Source organism: Pseudarthrobacter xylosi (assembly GCF_055412765.1).
Window position 1 is genome coordinate 108,657 of record NZ_JBVAYT010000005.1, and the last position, 16,710, is coordinate 125,366.

Below are 16,710 nucleotides of genomic sequence, written 5' to 3' on the forward strand. Positions count from 1 at the left end.
CCCGGACACTCACCATGTGTGGACGGCACAAACGATGGGTGCCTGGGGCGCAAGCTTAAGTACGGTACCCCGGACACCCGGACACCCGGAGTAGACGGCGACGCATCGGAGGACACATTGGAAGGCCCTGATACTAAGGCAACGTCGAAAGTCCCCGCGGCTGAAAACACCCTCCGTATCCTCAAATTACTGGCCTCGAAGCGGGGGCCGATGGCGGCGTCGAGCATTGCCACGTCCTTGGGATTGCCGCGCTCAAGCGTCTACCACCTGCTCGGGGTGATGGAGGCGAACGGTTTTGTCCTCCACCTGCACGAGGAGCAACGCTACGGGCTGGGGATCAGTGCCTTCGAGCTCAGCTCGGCCTATTCGCGACAGGAGCCGCTGTCCCGCCTGGGCCGGCCACTGCTGGCGTCGCTGGTGGACGTGATCGGCGAGAGCGCCCACCTGGCCGTCCTCCATGGCCGCGATGTGCTCTACATTGTGGAGGAGCGTGCCAAGAACCGCCCGTCCCTGGTGACCGACGTCGGCGTCCGGCTGCCCAGCCACCTCACCGCCAGCGGCCGCGCCATTCTCGCGGCATTGCCCAAGTCGCAGGTCCGGGCGCTTTACCCGAATGCAGAGGCCTTCACTGCCCGGCATGAGGTGGCGGGCGCCATCATGAAGTACTCCGCGCTGTCCTCCCACTTAGACCAGGTCAGGCAACGCGGTTATGCGACCGAACACGGCGAGGTGACGCCCAACTTCGGCTCGATCGCCGCCGCTGTCACGGACCACGTGGGATGGCCGACGGCGGCAGTCGCCGTTACGTTCCTTGAGGACAAATTGCCAGCGGACCAATGGCCGGCGCTCGCCGCGCGGGTTCAGAAAGTTGCTGACGAGCTGTCGGTGCGCATCCACGGCCGCCCGGCCAAGTAGCGCTGCCCGCCGACCGTCCGGTCTCGTTCCCTGATCGCTCCGACAGGAATTGCAGCGGTCTGGAATCCCGGACACCACCCCTTCGAAAGCCCTGTCCGGACCGGTTCGGAACGGCTTTAGTTGATACAGAACCACTTCCCAATATGGCGAAACCACACACTCGCCCAGAACATGAAGGAGCCCTCATGGCACCCGCCGATTTCACCACCGGTGCCCGCCCGGTCAAAGCAGCCCGCGGCACCGAGCTCACCGCCAAGAGCTGGCAGACGGAAGCCCCGCTGCGCATGCTGATGAACAACCTGGACCCCGAGGTGGCCGAGCGCCCCGATGACCTGGTGGTTTACGGCGGCACCGGCCGCGCCGTCCGGTCCTGGGCCGCGTTCGACGCGATCACCCGCACCCTGGAAACCATGGAGAAGGACGAGACGCTGCTGGTCCAGTCCGGCAAGCCGGTGGGCGTCTTCCGCACCAACGAATGGGCGCCGCGTGTGCTCTTGGCCAACTCCAACCTCGTGGGTGACTGGGCGAACTGGCCCGAGTTCCGCCGGCTCGAGGCCGAAGGCCTGATGATGTACGGCCAGATGACTGCTGGGTCCTGGATCTACATCGGCACCCAGGGCATCCTGCAGGGCACCTTCGAGACCTTCGCCGCGATCGCCCGCAAACTCACCGGCGACGAGGACGGCACCCTCGCCGGGACCCTGACCCTCACTGGCGGCTGCGGTGGCATGGGCGGGGCACAGCCGCTCGCCGTCACCCTGAACGAGGGCGCGTGCCTGATTGTCGACGTCGACGAAAGCCACCTGCGCCGCCGCGCCGGCAAACGCTACCTCGACGAGGTCGAAACCGACCTCGACACCGCCATCGCAAAAGTCCTGAAGGCCAAGGAAGAGCGCCGCGGCTGGTCCGTGGGCTACGTCGGCAACGCCGCCGAGGTCTTCCCCGAGATCCTGCGCCGCCACAACGCCGGCGAACTCACCGTCGATATCGTCACGGACCAGACCTCCGCGCACGACCCGCTGTCCTACCTCCCCGAGGGAATCACGGTCGAGGAATGGCACACTGAGGCCGCCGCCGACCCGGAAGGCTTCACCAAGAAGGCCCAGGCCTCCATGGCCAAGCACGTCCAGGCCATGGTCGAATTCCAGGACGCCGGCGCCGAGGTCTTCGACTACGGCAACTCCATCCGCGACGAGGCCCGCACGGGCGGCTACAACCGCGCCTTCGAATTCCCCGGCTTCGTCCCGGCCTACATCCGGCCGCTGTTCTGCGAGGGCCTGGGCCCGTTCCGCTGGGTTGCACTCTCCGGTGACCCAGAGGACATCGCCGTCACGGATGCGGCGATCAAGGAACTCTTCCCCGAGAACAAGCACCTGCACCGCTGGATCGACGCGGCACAGGAACGTGTGGAGTTCGAAGGCCTGCCGGCCCGGATCTGCTGGCTCGGCTACGGCGACCGCGCCAAGGCCGGCCTGCTGTTCAACCAGCTCGTCAAGGAAGGCAAAGTCAAGGCGCCCATCGTGATCGGCCGCGACCACCTCGACTCCGGCTCCGTCGCCTCCCCGTACCGGGAGACCGAAGCCATGGCTGACGGCTCCGACGCGATCGCGGACTGGCCGCTGCTGAACGCCCTGCTCAACACCGCCTCGGGCGCCACCTGGGTCTCGATCCACCACGGCGGCGGCGTCGGGATCGGCCGCTCCATCCACGCCGGCCAGGTCTCCGTCGCCGACGGCACCGACCTCGCCGCGCAGAAACTCGAACGGCTCCTCACGAATGACCCCGGCATGGGCGTCATCCGCCACGCCGACGCCGGCTACGACCGCGCCCTCGACGTCGCCAAAGAACGCGGCGTCCGCATCCCCATGCAGGAGACCCGGTGATCGAGCCTGTCGAGATCTAGGTTTCGACAGGCTCAACCACCGGCCAAGGCTCAATCACCAGAAGTAGGAATCATGACCATCACAGCCAATGCCCCAACCCAAGCACCGCTCACCGTCACCCTCGGCTCCAGCGGCGTCACACCCGAGGACGTTGTCGCCGTCGCCCGCCACAACGCCAAGGTGACCATCGCCCAGGAAGCGCTGGATACGGTGGCCAAGGTTCGCGCGCACATCGACGAACTGGCGCACAGCGAAACCCCCGCCTACGGCATCTCCACCGGTTTCGGTGCGCTGGCCAACCGGCACATCCCCAGCGAGCTGCGCACCCAGCTGCAGAAATCGCTGATCCGCAGCCACGCCGCCGGCATGGGCCCGGCCGTGGAACGCGAGGTGGTCCGCGGCATCATGTTCCTGCGCGCCAAGACCCTCGCCTCGGGCCGCACCGGCGTCCGACCGGTCGTCCTGCAGACCATGGTGGACGTGCTCAACGCCGGCATCACGCCGGTGGTCCGCGAGTTCGGCTCGCTCGGCTGCTCCGGCGACCTCGCCCCGCTGTCCCACTGCGCCCTGGTACTGATGGGCGAGGGGGAAGCGGAAGGGCCCGACGGCGTGACATACGGCGGGCGCGGTGAGGCGCCTGTCGCTGAGCTGCTCGCCCGCCACGGCATCGAACCGGTCACCCTCGCCGAGAAGGAAGGCCTCGCGCTGGTCAACGGCACCGAGGGCATGCTGGGCATGCTACTGATGGCCATCGCGGACCTTCGCCAACTGCTGACGACGGCGGACATCACCGCCGCGCTCAGTGTCGAGGCGCTGCTCGGTACAGACCAGGTCTTTGTGCCGGAGCTGCATGCCGCGCTGCGTCCGCACCCCGGCCAGGCCGCCAGTGCAGACAACATGCTGCGCGTGCTGTCCAACTCGCCGATCGTGGCCTCGCACCGGGTGGGGGATTCCAAGGTCCAGGACGCCTACTCGCTGCGCTGCGCACCCCAGGTGGCCGGCGCCGCGCGGGACACGGTGGATTATGCCGCCCTGGTGGCATCACGTGAGCTTGCCGCGGCCATCGACAACCCGGTGGTCCTGCCGGACGGCCGGGTCAGTTCCAACGGCAACTTCCACGGCGCACCCGTGGCGTACGTCCTGGACTTCCTGGCCATCGCCGTCGCGGATCTCAGCTCCATCGCCGAACGCCGGACGGACCGGATGCTGGACCCGGCGCGTTCACACGGGCTGCCGGCGTTTCTGGCCGCGGATCCGGGCGTGGACTCGGGCCTGATGATCGCCCAGTACACACAGGCTGGACTGGTGTCGGACAACAAACGCCTGGCCGTCCCGGCGTCGGTGGATTCCATCCCCAGCTCCGCCATGCAGGAGGACCACGTGTCCATGGGCTGGCACGCGGCCCGGAAGCTGCGCAAGGCCGTGGAGAACCTCCGCCGTGTCCTGGCCATCGAACTGGTGACGAGCGCCCGCGCCATCGACATGCGGACGCAGCTGTCCGACGGCGAGCTGACTCCGGGCCCGGCCGGCACTGCCGTGATCGGGGTGCTGCGGTCCGTCGTCGAAGGCCCTGGAACCGACCGGTTCCTGTCACCGGAGCTGGAGGCGGCTGACCGTCTGGTTGCCTCGGGAAAGGTCCGGGCAGCCGCCGAATCAGCGGTCGGAATTCTTTCCTGATCGGGAATATTCTTCGGTCCTGCTGCGAAATTTAACCAATGTCGAAATATGGTACGACACGTACATTTCGGCGCCGGGAATTGTAGTAGAACTGAAGGTGTAGTGAAAGTCACATCAAAGAGGCTGTGGCGCAGGACGTATACAAAGGGGTAGTAGTTCAAATGAAAGCACGTGGGGCTGTCCTCTCGAGGCGTAATGTCCATTCGGCCACCATCTCGGAGTGGGGAACGCTCAAAGCGGGGGACCGGGTGGAGATCATCAAACACGCGCACGTCATTGCGGCGGGCGAAGTGGAAGAGGTATCGCAGAGCGGGAACGTGCTGTGGCTCGTACCGGCCACTCCGTCAGAAAAGGAACTTTTCCTTAAGTCCGATGGTGTAGAAGTCCGCAGGAGCTAGGAACGCAAGACCAATACACAAAAGAGTCCCTTCCTTCCGCCATCGGAAGGAAGGGACTCTTTCGTGGCGCGGGCTGGCTCCAAGCAGGGATCGAAGCCCGAATCTACGTCTGAATCAGCTCAGGCCGCAATGCTTTCGTACGTTTCACCGAAGGGGACCGACTCGTCCAGGGCCACGGTGAAGCGTCCCGGGCGCAGCCGCGTCACAAGGATGCCGCAGGCGGCGTCTTTTGCCGGCTCGATCAGCGTGGCAACAGCGTTGTCCAGGCCCTCGTGCATCTCGTTCGCAGTGGAAAACTGCAGGTCGATGGACAGAACAGCCGGGGCTTCGACGGTCGCGACGGCGGCCAGGGGGCGTTCCAATGTAGCTGTAGTCATGTGCCAATCTTTCTGTGTCTCGTGCCAAAGGGCTCGATCAACTGTACCCGCTACGGCGTTCCAAATGTCAGATGACTGCTCTATCGCCCGCCTTGACGCCAAAATCCGAAGTTTGTTCGCAGGACATCACCGTCAAGGCGGGGTCCCGCGAACAAACTTCGGATCGAAGGTGGTGCCCTGATCAGCCCGCTATACCCGCTTTGACGGCCAGTACGGGACAATCGGCCTCGAGCAGGATCCGTTGGGAAACGCTGCCCATGATCAGTTTGCCCACAGGGGTGCGTCGGCGCAGGCCGATCACGATGAGTTCGGCGTTGTGCTCCTCCGCGGCGTCAAGAACCTCCGCTGCCGCATCATGTCCACGGACAGGCTGCTTGATCACGTGGTCGATCCCGTGGGATGCCAGGCGTTGGTCGATGCTTTGCATCTCGTCTTCCTGGGCGTAGCGGTTGTCCACCAGGGCATCGCCCTTGGAGGAGTTGATGACCAACAGGGTGGTGTTGTTCTTCTTGGCCTCGGCGATGGCCTGTGTCAGGGCCGCCTCGCCCTCGGGGGTCGGGACGTATCCCACCACGATCGTCATGGCTGTACCTCTTTTTCTGTCAGTTGATTTTGCTGCTGGGCGGATGCGGGGCTGAAGCTCAGGTCCGGTTAGCCGTCGCCGTCGCCGTCCGCGTCGCCGCCTGAGGTGGCATCGGCGCGGTGGCTGCCATGGCTGCCGCTGCCGCCAGCGTCCCTCGGCGCAGTAGCGCCGGAGCGGGTAGCGGGCACCCCTGCCGGCACTGCCGTCGGGCGGTTCCGGCGGATCAGCTTGAACAGCAGCGGCCATATGAGGATGATCGCGATGATGACATAGACGCCAATGGCAATCGGTTCGCTCCACAGGCCGGCGGGGTCGCCGGCGCTGAGCTGCAGCGTCTTGCGAAGCTGACCTTCGATCCTCGGCCCCAGAATGACACCGAGGATGAGCGGCAGGACGGGAAGTCCGAACCGCCGCATCATGAAGCCCAGGGCGCCGAGCGCCAGCAGGAGCACCAGGTCGAAGGCCTGCAGGTTCACCGAGTAGGCGCCCAGCGTGGCGAAGAAGAGGATGCCCGCGTAGAGGTAGGGCCTCGGGAGTTGCAGGAGTTTGGCCCACAGCGGCGCCAGCGGCAGGTTGATGATCAGGAGCAGGAAGTTGCCGATGAAGAGGCTCGCGATCAGCGCCCACACCAGTGGTCCCTGGCTTGCGAAAAGCTGGGGCCCCGGCTGGATGCCGTACGAGGTGAAGGCTGCCAGCATCACGGCGGCCGTGGCGTTGGTGGGCAGGCCCAGGGCAAGGAGGGGAGTCATGGTGCCGGCAGCGGCAGCGTTGTTGGCTGCTTCCGGCCCGGCCACGCCCTCAATTGCGCCATGGCCAAACTCCTCGGGGTGCTTGCTGAGGCGTTTCTCGGTCACATAGGAGAGGAACGTGGGGATCTCGGCTCCGCCGGCCGGAAGCGCGCCGAAGGGGAAGCCGAACGCCGTTCCACGGAGCCAGGGCTTCCAGGAGCGTTTCCAGTCATCTTTGCCCATCCACGGACGGCCCACGGGAATGACCTGCAGTGGATTGCGGCGCAGGTGGGCGGCGACCCACAGTGCCTCGCCGACGGCGAAGATGGCCACTGCGACCACCACGATGTCCAAGCCGTCAGCCAGCAATGGCTGGCCGAAAGTGAGTCGGCGCTGACCCGTCACGGAGTCGATGCCCACCAGGCCAATTGCGAGTCCGAGGCCCAGCGAGGCAAATCCCCTCAGCCGGGATGATCCAAGGACGGCGGTGACTGCCAGAAGGGCAAGCACCATGATCGCAAAGTAGCTGGGCGAGCCCAGGCTGACCGCAAACTTCACCACGATCGGCGCAAAGACTGCGAGCAGGGCGGTGCCGATCGTACCGGCCACGAAGGAGCCGATGGCTGCCGTCGCCAGGGCTTGCGCGGCCCTGCCGGCTTTCGCCATCTTGTGGCCTTCGATGGCCGTGACCACCGAGGAGGATTCACCTGGCGTATTAAGCAGGATGGAGGTGGTGGAGCCGCCGTACATACCGCCGTAGTAGATGCCGGCGAACATGATGAAGGCACTGGTGGGTTCCAGGACGTAAGTGACGGGCAGCAGCAGGGCAACGGTCATGGCCGGGCCCAGGCCCGGGAGGACGCCGACGGCGGTGCCCAGGAGTACGCCGATGACGGCGTAGAGGAAATTTATGGGGGTCAGGGCGGTGGCGAAGCCGTCCATCAGGGAGGAGAAGACGTCCATCAGAGAACCCCTTCCAGGAGGCCTGCGGGTAGCGGAATTCCGAGGCCCAGGTAGAAGCCGTAGAAGGTGAGCACGGAGAGGGCCAGGGCGATGATGCCGTCACGGATGTAGTGCCGGCTTCCCAAGGCCCACGCGCTGCCCCAGAACAGGACGGTTCCCGAAATCACCCAGCCTGCCCAGTCGATAAGCAGGATGTTGGCGACGAACGCTCCGACCAGCGGCAGGACGGTCTTCCAGTCGGCGGGGTGTGTGAGGTCCACGTCCTCGCCGCCTTCCGCTTCGCCTTTGCCGCCGCGGAGTACATTGACGGCCAGGAGGATGGCGCAGACGATCAGCAGTCCTGCCACGAGGTAGGGCAGGGTTTTTGGTCCCACCGGGTCCGACTTCGAGTACGGGGTCACCAGGGCAATGGCGTCGACGAGGACCAGGACGCCCGCCGCTCCGAGCAGGAGGGCTACCCCCAGCTCGGAGCGGCCTTTGAGCCGTGAGGCCAAAGTTGGTGAGGAGCTCACGTCAGGCCAAGCTTCGTGAGGACGTCCGCCACCCGCTTGTCCTGCTCGGCCAGGAAGGTCTTGAATTCGTCGCCGGTGATGAAGGCGTCGGTCCAGCTGTGGGTCTTGAGGGCTTCTTTCCAGGCGGCCGTGCCGTGCATCTTTTCGAGGGCGGCGATCAGCTTGGCCTTGTCCGCGTCGGTGATGCCCGGAGGGGCCACGATGCCGCGCCAGTTGGTGAATACCAGGTCGATGTTCGATTCCTTCAGCGTGGGTGCGTCCACGCCGTCGAGCCGCTTATCGCCGCTGGTTGCCAGGACGCGGACCTCGCCGGACTGAATCTGCTGGAGGTACTCGCCGGCGCCGGAGGCTGCGAAGCCCACCTTGTTGCCGAGGATGGCCGGGAGGAGGTCCCCGCCGCCGTCGTAGGACACGAAGTTCACCTTGGTGGCATCGATGCCCACCGCTCCGGCGAGCTGCATTGGCAGCAGGTGGTCCGGACCGCCGGGGGAGGATCCGCCGCCCACGCTGATGGAACCGGGGTCGGCTTTCCAGGCGGTGATCAGGTCATTGATGGTCTTGTAGGGCGAATCCTTGTTGACCATGATGGCGCCGGGCTCTTCGATGAGCTTGGCCAGCGGAGTGGTGGCCGTCAGCTTGGACTCGGACTTGTTGGTGTAGCTGGCGCCCACCACGCCAAGGCCCATGAGCATGGTGAGGTCACCGTTGCCCTTTTCATTGACAATCCGGGCCAGGCCCACGGTTCCGCCGGCGCCGGCCAGGTTGAAGACCTCGGTGTTGGTGGCCACCTTCTCGTCGTCGAGAACTTTTGCCGCCACGCGGGCAGTGGTGTCGTAACCGCCGCCGGGAGTGTTGGGGACCATGATCTGGAGACCGGTCACGGGGCCCGCTGCGGCACCGGAGCTGGCGCCGTCGGTGGAGCTCTTCCCGGTGGCACCGCAGCCGGTGGCCATCAGGGCGATGCCGGCGGCGACGGCGGCGATTCGCAATGCGCGGATTTGGCGCATGGTGTTTCCTCTTTTCGATCAAAACTGATCAGCAGGGCTGACTTGTAGTTCCGATGCTAGGCCGCTAAGTGACGGGCATCACTCTTGTGTACGCAGAGAAAGTTAAGTTCATTGCGTTCACGTTTCCGTTGTCCCTCCGGGGGCCACCGTGGCCCTGCTGCAGGCATAGTTCAGGTAGCCTGACCACCAGAGGTCCTACAATCAGGGACCGCTCAATCAGAGGGAAGAACCGCAGTGTCTCGACGAAGAGGAATGTCCCTCGCGGGCCAGTACCTGGTTCTGCAGTTGCTGATTGTCCTCGCGGTCCTCGTCGCCGTGGTGGCCATTTCGCTCGCGCAGTCCGCTGCCGCGTTTGAGCGGATTGAGGGCCGCCGGGCGCTGTCCGCCGCCGAAGCGCTCGCCGCCAATCCCACGGTGCGTGAGCTGCTTCCCAACGCCGAACCACGCGGCGGGTCAGCCCTTCCCGCCGTCGCCGAGTCGGTGCGGACGGTGTCCGGATCCTCGAACGTGGCGCTCGCAAAGCTGGACCGCACGGTGGTTGCATCGTCCGATCCCAGCCTGCTGGGCGAGCCGTTGGAACTTGGCGCCAGCCGCGTGTTGGAAGGCCGCGCGTGGACCGGCGTAGTGGACGGATCCGGCGCGGAGGAACTGTCCGCGCACGTTCCGGTCCTGGACGACGCCGGGAAACTTATCGGCATCGCGTCCATCAGCCGGAACTACCCGTCCCCCTTGGAGCGGTTGGGGGATGCCGTGCCCAACCTCCTCACCTATCTCGGGGTGGCAAGCGTGCTGGGTGTCGCCGGCTCGCTGTTGCTGTCCCGCCGGGTGAAGCGGCAGACCCTGGGCATGGAACCGAGCGAAATCACCGGCCTGGTGGAAAACCGCGAGGCCATGCTGCATGGCCTGAAGGAAGGGGTCGTGGCGCTGGACCCGCACGAGCGGATCACCGTGGCCAACGACAGCGCCCGTGCCCTCCTGGGCCTCCCCGCGGACTGCGTGGGCAAGCGGCTCGCCAGCCTGGCCGTGGAGCCCGCACTCAAGGACGTCCTCACCCGTGAGCAGCCGGAGCCGGACCAGCTGGTGCTCGTTGGCGACCGGCTGGTGGTACTGAACCGGGTTCCCATCCTTTCGCGCGGCCGCGACATCGGATCCGTCACCACGCTTCGCGACCGTACGGAACTGTCCGCACTTGAGCGGGAACTCGGAGCCACCCGGACGGCCACCGACACGCTCCGTGCCCAGGCCCACGAATTCGCCAACCAGCTGCACGTGATCTCCGGCCTCATCCAGATCGGCGAATACGATTCCGTGGTCCAGTTCGTCAACGGTGCCACCCTGGACAGGACCCGGCTCAACGACGAGGTCACCAGCCGCATCGAGGACCCGGCGCTCGCCGCCCTGCTGATCGCCAAGTCGAGCCTGGCCACCGAACGCGGGGTCACTTTGCAGCTTGATCCGGAATCCGGGCTGGAGCGCGTTGATGATGAGCTGTCCCGGGACCTCACCACCGTCGTCGGGAACCTGGTGGACAACGCGTTCGACGCCGTCACCGGGCTTCCGGAGGCAGTGGTCAGGGTTCTCGTTGAGGACACCGGCGACGGCGTCACGGTCACCGTCCGCGATTCCGGCCCCGGCGTCACCGGTGATCCGGGGGAGATCTTCCGGCAGGGTTTCACCACCAAGGACCCCGGCCCCGGCGGGAGCCGCGGCTTCGGACTGGCGCTCTCCCGGGTGGTCTGCCGGCGCAGCGGCGGCGACCTCACGGTAAACAACAACGCTGGGGCGGTCTTCACCGCCCGGCTGGAACGAAAAGGGCTGGAACGAAAACGGCGGGAACCAACCAGACCGGATCGAACCAGCCTGGAACGAACACGGAGACTGCAGCAATGATCAAAGTCCTGATCGTCGATGACGACTTTATGGTGGCCAAGGTCCACGCAGGGTTCATCCAGCGCACGCCGGGTTTCGCCGTCGTCGGGGTGGCCCACACCGGCGCCCAGGCGGTCATCGAAACCGGGCGGTTGCAACCTGACCTGGTGCTGCTCGATATCCACCTGCCGGACATCAACGGCCTGGACCTCATGCACAAACTGCGTGAGGTGGCCCCTGAACTGGATGTCCTGGTGATCAGCGCCGCCCGTGAGGTGGACACGGTGCGCAAGGCCCTCCGTGGCGGGATTGTGCACTACCTCATCAAGCCCTTCTCGCAGACTGACCTGCAGGAACGGCTGGAGCACTACCGCAGCGCCTACCAGGGCCTCGACTCGGTCAACGATGTGGCGGAGCAGTCGGACGTGAACCGCGTGTTCGGGCTGGACCGGATCGATCGGCCGCTGCCGAAGGGCTGCAGCATCGAAACGCTGAAGCTCGTGGAAGCAGCCCTGAAAAAGGCCGACGGCGACCTCTCCGCCAACGAAGTGGCCGTCCAGCTGGGCACGTCCCGGGTCAGTGCGCGCCGGTATCTGGAGTACCTCCACGACGAAGGTGTGCTGGAGGTCCGGCTCAAGTACGGGGTGGGCAGGCCGGAGCGGCGCTACGTGCTTAAGGCTTAGCTAGCGCAGCAGCGTGTTCACCAGCCGCGCGGCAACCTTGGCGGTCCGGCCGTCCACGTCGAACTCCGGGTTCAGTTCTGCCACGTCCAGGTGCAGGAGTTTGCCGCTTTCCGCCACCTGCCGGCAGACGGCGCTGATGACGGGCAGCGGAACGCCGTAGGCGGCGGGGGCGCTCACGCCGGGAGCCACCGACGCCGGCAGGACATCCAGGTCGATCGTCAGGTACAGCGCGTCCACGCCTGCCAGGAACTCCGCCACAAACGCCCGTACGCGCTCTGCCGTGCAGTCCTCATCCAGCAGGTACCGCACGCCCAGTTCGTCCGCTGTGTTGAAGAGTGACCGGGTGTTGTTCGGCTCGGAAATCCCGACGACGGCGTAGCGGAATTCGCGCCCCGCGGCGGCTTCCGCCGTGGCCATCTGGAGGAACGGCGTCCCGGAACTGGGGAGGGGTTCATCGCGGAGATCAAAGTGTGCGTCCAGGTTCAGGACGCCAAGCCGCTTTCCGTCGCGCACCGCCTGGGATCCGGCCACCCCCAGATAGCTTGCGAACGCGGTCTCGTGCCCGCCGCCCAGCACTACGGTGAGGCGGCCGGCGTCGAGCATGGCGGCGATCGCGTGACCGGCGCGGGCCTGGCCGGCCTCCAAAGCGCCGTCCGAGACCACGATGTCCCCAGCATCGGACACGGTGCGGTCCAGGTGGAAAGCGAGCGGGCCGAGCGCTGAACGGATGGCTGCCGGCGCCAGCGCGGCTCCGGTCCGTCCCTTGTTGCGGCGCACACCCTCGTCGCTGGCGAAGCCCAGGATCACGGCGGGCCGTGCGGCGAGGGGTGCCGCAGAATCGTGTCCTGAACGGTCAGCCGATTCAGCGCCGGGTGCGTAGGGCGAAACCGCCTGCCACCAACGGCGGTGCTCGGCGCCGTCGCCATCGAACCGCCCCGTCCACGGCTGCGGGGAAAGGTCAACGGTGAGCTCAGGAGAAACCATCCCCCTAGCTCACCGCAGCGCGGGCCCAAAAACCAGCAGCGCCGCCGTCGGACTGTCCGGAATCCCGGACACTGCCGCTAAGGCATGCCCAGCGCGGCCTCGATTGGACCGACGGCGAAGAACAGCAGGAACGCGCCGGCCACCGCCCACATCAGCGGATGGACGTCCTTAGCCCTGCCCTGGAACGTCCGGATCAGGACAAACGCGATGAAGCCCGCGCCGAGACCGTTGGCGATGGAGTACGTGAACGGCATCAGGGTGAAGGTCAGGAAGGCCGGGATGGCGATTCCCCAGTCCTGCCAGTCGATTTTGCCCACCTGGGAGACCATCATGAAGCCCACCACCACCAGGGCAGGGGCCACCGCCTCAAACGGCACGAGGTTGATCAGCGGGGTGAAGAACATGGCCACCAGGAACAGCAGGCCGGTGACGATGGACGCAACGCCGGTCCGCGCACCCTCGCCGATCCCGGCGCCGGCCTCAACGTAGATCTGGTTCGAGGAGACGGAGGCGCCGCCACCCACGATCGCGCCGAGCGCGTCCACCTGGAGCACACGGTCCACGTCCGGGATGTTGCCGTCCTTGTCCACCGTGCCGGCCTCGTTGGCAAGGCCCACCATGGTGCCCATGGCGTCGAAGAAGATGCTGAGCAGGATCACGAATGCCAGCAGGGTGGCGGCTACGAAGCCCAGGTGTTCAAAAGCGCCGAACGGGTTGGCCTTGCCGATCAGCGACAGGTCCGGGGCGCTCCACTCCGTAAAGGACGGCGCCACCAGGGACCAGCCCTGCGGGTTTGCGGTGGTGCCGTCAAAGCTGGGGCCGATGTGGAGGGTCATTTCCAGGATCACGGAAATGATGGTGGAGGCGATGATGCCGATCAGGATGGCGCCTTTGACCTTGCGGACCACCAGGCCGATGGTCAGGATCAGGCCGAAAACAAAGACAGCCGTGGGCCAGCCCAGCAGCTTGCCGTCGAAGCCCAGGCCCACGGGAACAGTGGTACCGGCGGCGTCCGGGATCCGGCGGACAAAGCCGGCGTTGACCAGCCCGATCAGTGCGATGAACAGGCCGATGCCCACCACGATGGCGGTCTTGAGCCCGTCCGGGACGGCCTTGAAGACGGCGGTCCGGAAGCCGGTGAGGACCAGGATCAGCATGGTCACGCCGGACAGGACCACCAGGCCCATCATGTCCGGCCAGGTCAGGCCCGGGTTCGTGGCCACCGTAACGGCCACAAACGCGTTTACGCCCAGGCCCGCGGCCAGCGCGAAGGGGTGCCTGCCCCAGGCGCCCATCAGGATGGTGAGGATGCCGGCCACAAAAGCCGTCACAGCGGCCACCGCGGCAAAACCAAGGGTGTTGCCGCTGGAATCCGGGCCGGACAGGATGAGGGGGTTAAGCACCACGATGTAGCTCATGGCGAAGAACGTGGCAAAGCCGCCGCGGATCTCGCGGGAGAGGTTGGACCCCCGCTCGGAGATCTTGAAGTACCGGTCCAAGGCAGAGCCCTGCTTAAGCATTAGTCCTCCGGATGTGTTGTTGGGGGTTACTCGATCCTAGAGGGCGGGGGCGCACGCCTAGAATGTCTGTCAGGAACCTCACAATGCCGAGCAATGTTGGAGACACCATGACTACTGACACATCGACAGACCAGCAGCTCCCCGCGGCGCACGTCGCCGACAGCCACGATCTGATCAGTGTGCAGGGTGCCCGGGAGAACAACCTCAAAGACATCAGCATCGAGATCCCCAAGCGGCGCCTGACAGTGTTCACCGGGGTGTCCGGCTCGGGCAAGAGCTCACTGGTGTTCGCGACGATCGCCGCCGAGTCCCAGCGGATGATCAACGAGACCTACAGTTCCTTTGTGCAGGGGTTTATGCCGAACCTTTCCCGGCCGGACGTGGACCACCTCGAAGGGCTGACCACGGCGATCATCGTTGACCAGGAGCGGATGGGCGCGAACCCCCGCTCCACGGTAGGCACTGCCACGGATGCCAACGCCATGCTCCGGATCCTCTTCAGCCGGCTGGGAAGCCCGTACGTCGGGCCGCCCACTGCGTTTTCCTTCAACGTCCCCACGCGTAAGGCCAGCGGTGTGATGAGCACCGAGAAGGCCGGCGGCCGGGTCGAGAAGGCCGTTGTGCAGAACGCTGTGTACCTGGGCGGCATGTGTGCGCGTTGCGAGGGGATGGGCTCGGTCTCCGACTTCGACCTCACCGCTTTGTACGACGACACCAAGTCGCTCGGCGACGGTGCACTGACCGTCCCCGGCTACAGCATGGACGGCTGGTACGGCCGGCTGTTCGAGGGCATGGGCCTCCCGATGGACAAGCCGATTGCCACGTTCACGAAGAAGCAGCTCGAGACGATGCTGTACTCCGAGCCCACCAAAATCAAGGTCGAGGGCATCAACCTCACCTTCGAGGGCGTCATCCCCAAGATCCAGAAGTCCATGCTGTCCAAGGACGTCGAGGCGATGCAGCCGCACGTGCGGCGCTTCGTGGAGCGCGCCATCACTTTCCAGGCCTGCCCCGAGTGCGAGGGCACCCGGCTCAGCCCCGAGGCCAGGTCCTCGAAGATCCATGGCAAGAACATCGCCGATCTCTGCGAGATGCAGATCAGCGACCTGGCCGAGTGGGTGCGCAAGTTCGACGAGCCGTCTGTTGCGCCGCTCCTCAAGGGCCTGAGGCACCTGCTGGATTCCTTCGCCGAAATCGGGCTGGGCTACCTCTCGCTGGACCGCCCGGCAGGCACCCTCTCCGGCGGCGAGGCACAGCGCACCAAGATGATCCGGCACCTTGGCTCGTCCCTCACCGACGTCACCTATGTCTTCGACGAACCCACCATCGGCCTGCACCCTCACGACATTGAACGGATGAACCAGCTGCTGCTGCAGCTGCGCGACAAGGGCAACACCGTGCTGGTGGTTGAGCACAAGCCAGAGACCATCGCCATCGCCGACCACGTGGTTGACCTCGGTCCCGGCGCCGGCACCGCGGGCGGCAGTGTCTGCTTCGAGGGCAGCGTCGAGGGTCTGCGGGGGAGCGACACCATCACGGGCCGCCACCTCGATGACCGTGCAAAGGTCAGGGGATCCGTACGTTCCTCGGCCGGCGTCCTCGAAGTGCGTGGCGCCTCCACCCACAACCTCCAGGACGTCGACGTCGACGTCCCGCTCGGCGTGCTCTGCGTGGTGACAGGTGTGGCTGGTTCGGGCAAGAGTTCGCTGATCCATGGTTCGGTGGCAGGGCGTGACGGTGTGGTGGTAGTCGACCAGGCCGCCATTAAGGGCTCACGCCGCAGCAACCCTGCCACTTATACGGGCCTGCTCGAGCCGATCCGGAAAGCGTTCGCTAAAGCCAACGGCGTGAAGCCGGCGCTGTTCAGCTCCAACTCCGAAGGTGCCTGCCCCACCTGCAATGGCGCGGGCGTCATCTTCACGGAGCTGGGCGTCATGGCCACCGTCGAGTCAACGTGCGAGGACTGCGAGGGCCGGCGGTTCCAGGCGTCAGTGTTGGAATACAAGCTGGGTGGCCGCAACATCTCGGAGGTGCTGGCCATGTCCATGACAGAGGCCGAGGTCTTCTTTAGCGAAGGGGAAGCCCGCACGCCTGCGGCCCACACCATCCTGGACCGGCTCGTCGACGTCGGGCTCGGGTACCTGACCCTCGGCCAGCCGCTCACCACGTTGTCCGGGGGCGAGCGGCAGCGCGTCAAGCTGGCCACGCAGATGGCGGAGAAGGGCGATGTCTACGTCCTGGACGAACCGACCACCGGCCTCCACCTCGCCGACGTCGAAAACCTCCTCGGCCTCCTTGACCGCCTCGTCGAGTCTGGCAAATCGGTCATCGTCATCGAGCACCACCAGGCGGTCATGGCGCACGCCGACTGGATCATCGACCTCGGCCCGGGAGCAGGGCACGACGGCGGCAAGGTCGTTTTCGAGGGGACTCCCGCGGAGCTCGTGGCCGCCAAGTCCACACTCACCGGCAAGCACCTCGCGGCTTACGTCGCCGGCTGAACGCCCGCCGGCTGAACGCCGGTGCCCGGGCAGGGTGCGCTGCCGCAGCCCGGGAAGCTCGCCTTACGGAAGCCCGCCCAGGGAAGTTCGCCTAGGCTGAATGGAAGGCA

General features: G+C 66.0%; 14 protein-coding genes. 7 read left to right on the forward strand and 7 right to left on the reverse strand.

Annotated elements, in window-relative coordinates; translation table 11 throughout:
- The first annotated feature begins 117 nt into the window (after positions 1–117).
- The 4 genes from ACZY1F_RS12560 (at position 118) to ACZY1F_RS12575 (ending at position 4,873) form a co-directional block, all read left to right on the forward strand.
- On the forward strand, positions 118–915 hold the full coding sequence (locus tag ACZY1F_RS12560) for an IclR family transcriptional regulator (RefSeq protein WP_463942241.1): 798 nt from the start codon (positions 118–120) through the stop codon (positions 913–915).
- A gap of 185 nt (positions 916–1,100) precedes the next feature.
- Positions 1,101–2,798: a urocanate hydratase gene (gene hutU, locus ACZY1F_RS12565; protein ID WP_463942005.1), complete on the forward strand. Its 1,698-nt coding sequence runs from the start codon at positions 1,101–1,103 to the stop codon at positions 2,796–2,798.
- Positions 2,799–2,870: 72 nt separating this feature from the next.
- Entirely contained in the window at positions 2,871–4,475 is a 1,605-nt protein-coding gene (gene hutH / locus ACZY1F_RS12570; RefSeq protein ID WP_463942006.1) for a histidine ammonia-lyase, read from the forward strand.
- Positions 4,476–4,636: 161 nt separating this feature from the next.
- Positions 4,637–4,873: a hypothetical protein gene (locus ACZY1F_RS12575; protein WP_056348863.1), complete on the forward strand. Its 237-nt coding sequence runs from the start codon at positions 4,637–4,639 to the stop codon at positions 4,871–4,873.
- Positions 4,874–4,992: 119 nt separating this feature from the next.
- On the opposite strand, the gene ACZY1F_RS12580 is transcribed toward ACZY1F_RS12575, so the two are convergent.
- The 5 genes from ACZY1F_RS12580 to ACZY1F_RS12600 form a co-directional block, all read right to left on the reverse strand.
- Complete coding sequence (locus tag ACZY1F_RS12580) at positions 4,993–5,250, reverse strand: hypothetical protein (RefSeq protein ID WP_463942007.1); 258 nt, start codon at positions 5,248–5,250, stop codon at positions 4,993–4,995.
- Between the two features lie 181 nt (positions 5,251–5,431).
- Positions 5,432–5,833, reverse strand: coding sequence for a universal stress protein (locus tag ACZY1F_RS12585; RefSeq protein WP_463942008.1), 402 nt, complete (start codon positions 5,831–5,833; stop codon positions 5,432–5,434).
- A gap of 68 nt (positions 5,834–5,901) precedes the next feature.
- A complete protein-coding gene (locus ACZY1F_RS12590) occupies positions 5,902–7,524 on the reverse strand; it encodes a tripartite tricarboxylate transporter permease (protein WP_463942009.1) in 1,623 nt (540 codons plus the stop codon).
- Positions 7,524–8,036: a tripartite tricarboxylate transporter TctB family protein gene (locus ACZY1F_RS12595; protein WP_463942010.1), complete on the reverse strand. Its 513-nt coding sequence runs from the start codon at positions 8,034–8,036 to the stop codon at positions 7,524–7,526. The genes ACZY1F_RS12590 and ACZY1F_RS12595 overlap by 1 nt, the downstream gene beginning before the upstream one ends.
- Entirely contained in the window at positions 8,033–9,043 is a 1,011-nt protein-coding gene (locus ACZY1F_RS12600; protein WP_463942011.1) for a Bug family tripartite tricarboxylate transporter substrate binding protein, read from the reverse strand. The genes ACZY1F_RS12595 and ACZY1F_RS12600 overlap by 4 nt, the downstream gene beginning before the upstream one ends.
- 252 nt (positions 9,044–9,295) lie before the next feature.
- Between ACZY1F_RS12600 and ACZY1F_RS12605 the strand changes: the two genes are divergently transcribed.
- Together ACZY1F_RS12605 and ACZY1F_RS12610 are read left to right on the forward strand one after the other, a co-directional pair.
- On the forward strand, positions 9,296–10,933 hold the full coding sequence (locus ACZY1F_RS12605) for a sensor histidine kinase (protein ID WP_463942243.1): 1,638 nt from the start codon (positions 9,296–9,298) through the stop codon (positions 10,931–10,933).
- Positions 10,930–11,595 (forward strand): response regulator, encoded by a 666-nt coding sequence (locus ACZY1F_RS12610; RefSeq protein ID WP_463942012.1) that lies wholly within the window; start codon positions 10,930–10,932, stop codon positions 11,593–11,595. The genes ACZY1F_RS12605 and ACZY1F_RS12610 overlap by 4 nt, the downstream gene beginning before the upstream one ends.
- On the opposite strand, the gene hutG is transcribed toward ACZY1F_RS12610, so the two are convergent.
- Positions 11,596–12,579 (reverse strand): formimidoylglutamase, encoded by a 984-nt coding sequence (gene hutG / locus ACZY1F_RS12615; protein WP_463942013.1) that lies wholly within the window; start codon positions 12,577–12,579, stop codon positions 11,596–11,598.
- Between the two features lie 77 nt (positions 12,580–12,656).
- Positions 12,657–14,099 carry an NCS2 family permease gene (locus ACZY1F_RS12620; RefSeq protein WP_463942014.1) on the reverse strand — a complete coding sequence of 481 codons (1,443 nt, stop codon included), beginning with the start codon at positions 14,097–14,099 and terminating at the stop codon, positions 12,657–12,659.
- Positions 14,100–14,206: 107 nt separating this feature from the next.
- Between ACZY1F_RS12620 and ACZY1F_RS12625 the strand changes: the two genes are divergently transcribed.
- A complete protein-coding gene (locus ACZY1F_RS12625) occupies positions 14,207–16,600 on the forward strand; it encodes an ATP-binding cassette domain-containing protein (RefSeq protein WP_463942015.1) in 2,394 nt (797 codons plus the stop codon).
- The last annotated feature ends 110 nt before the right edge of the window (positions 16,601–16,710 follow it).

Bases quoted from the DNA above. Each gene is read 5' to 3' on its own strand.
- hutU (WP_463942005.1), top strand. From the start codon at position 1,101: ATGGCACCCGCCGATTTCACCACCGGTGCCCGCCCGGTCAAAGCAGCC.
- hutH (WP_463942006.1), top strand. From the start codon at position 2,871: ATGACCATCACAGCCAATGCCCCAACCCAAGCACCGCTCACCGTCACC.
- ACZY1F_RS12575 (WP_056348863.1), top strand. From the start codon at position 4,637: ATGAAAGCACGTGGGGCTGTCCTCTCGAGGCGTAATGTCCATTCGGCC.
- ACZY1F_RS12580 (WP_463942007.1), bottom strand. From the start codon at position 5,250: ATGACTACAGCTACATTGGAACGCCCCCTGGCCGCCGTCGCGACCGTC.
- ACZY1F_RS12585 (WP_463942008.1), bottom strand. From the start codon at position 5,833: ATGACGATCGTGGTGGGATACGTCCCGACCCCCGAGGGCGAGGCGGCC.
- ACZY1F_RS12590 (WP_463942009.1), bottom strand. From the start codon at position 7,524: ATGGACGTCTTCTCCTCCCTGATGGACGGCTTCGCCACCGCCCTGACC.
- ACZY1F_RS12600 (WP_463942011.1), bottom strand. From the start codon at position 9,043: ATGCGCCAAATCCGCGCATTGCGAATCGCCGCCGTCGCCGCCGGCATC.
- ACZY1F_RS12605 (WP_463942243.1), top strand. From the start codon at position 9,296: ATGTCCCTCGCGGGCCAGTACCTGGTTCTGCAGTTGCTGATTGTCCTC.
- ACZY1F_RS12610 (WP_463942012.1), top strand. From the start codon at position 10,930: ATGATCAAAGTCCTGATCGTCGATGACGACTTTATGGTGGCCAAGGTC.
- hutG (WP_463942013.1), bottom strand. From the start codon at position 12,579: ATGGTTTCTCCTGAGCTCACCGTTGACCTTTCCCCGCAGCCGTGGACG.
- ACZY1F_RS12620 (WP_463942014.1), bottom strand. From the start codon at position 14,099: ATGCTTAAGCAGGGCTCTGCCTTGGACCGGTACTTCAAGATCTCCGAG.
- ACZY1F_RS12625 (WP_463942015.1), top strand. From the start codon at position 14,207: ATGACTACTGACACATCGACAGACCAGCAGCTCCCCGCGGCGCACGTC.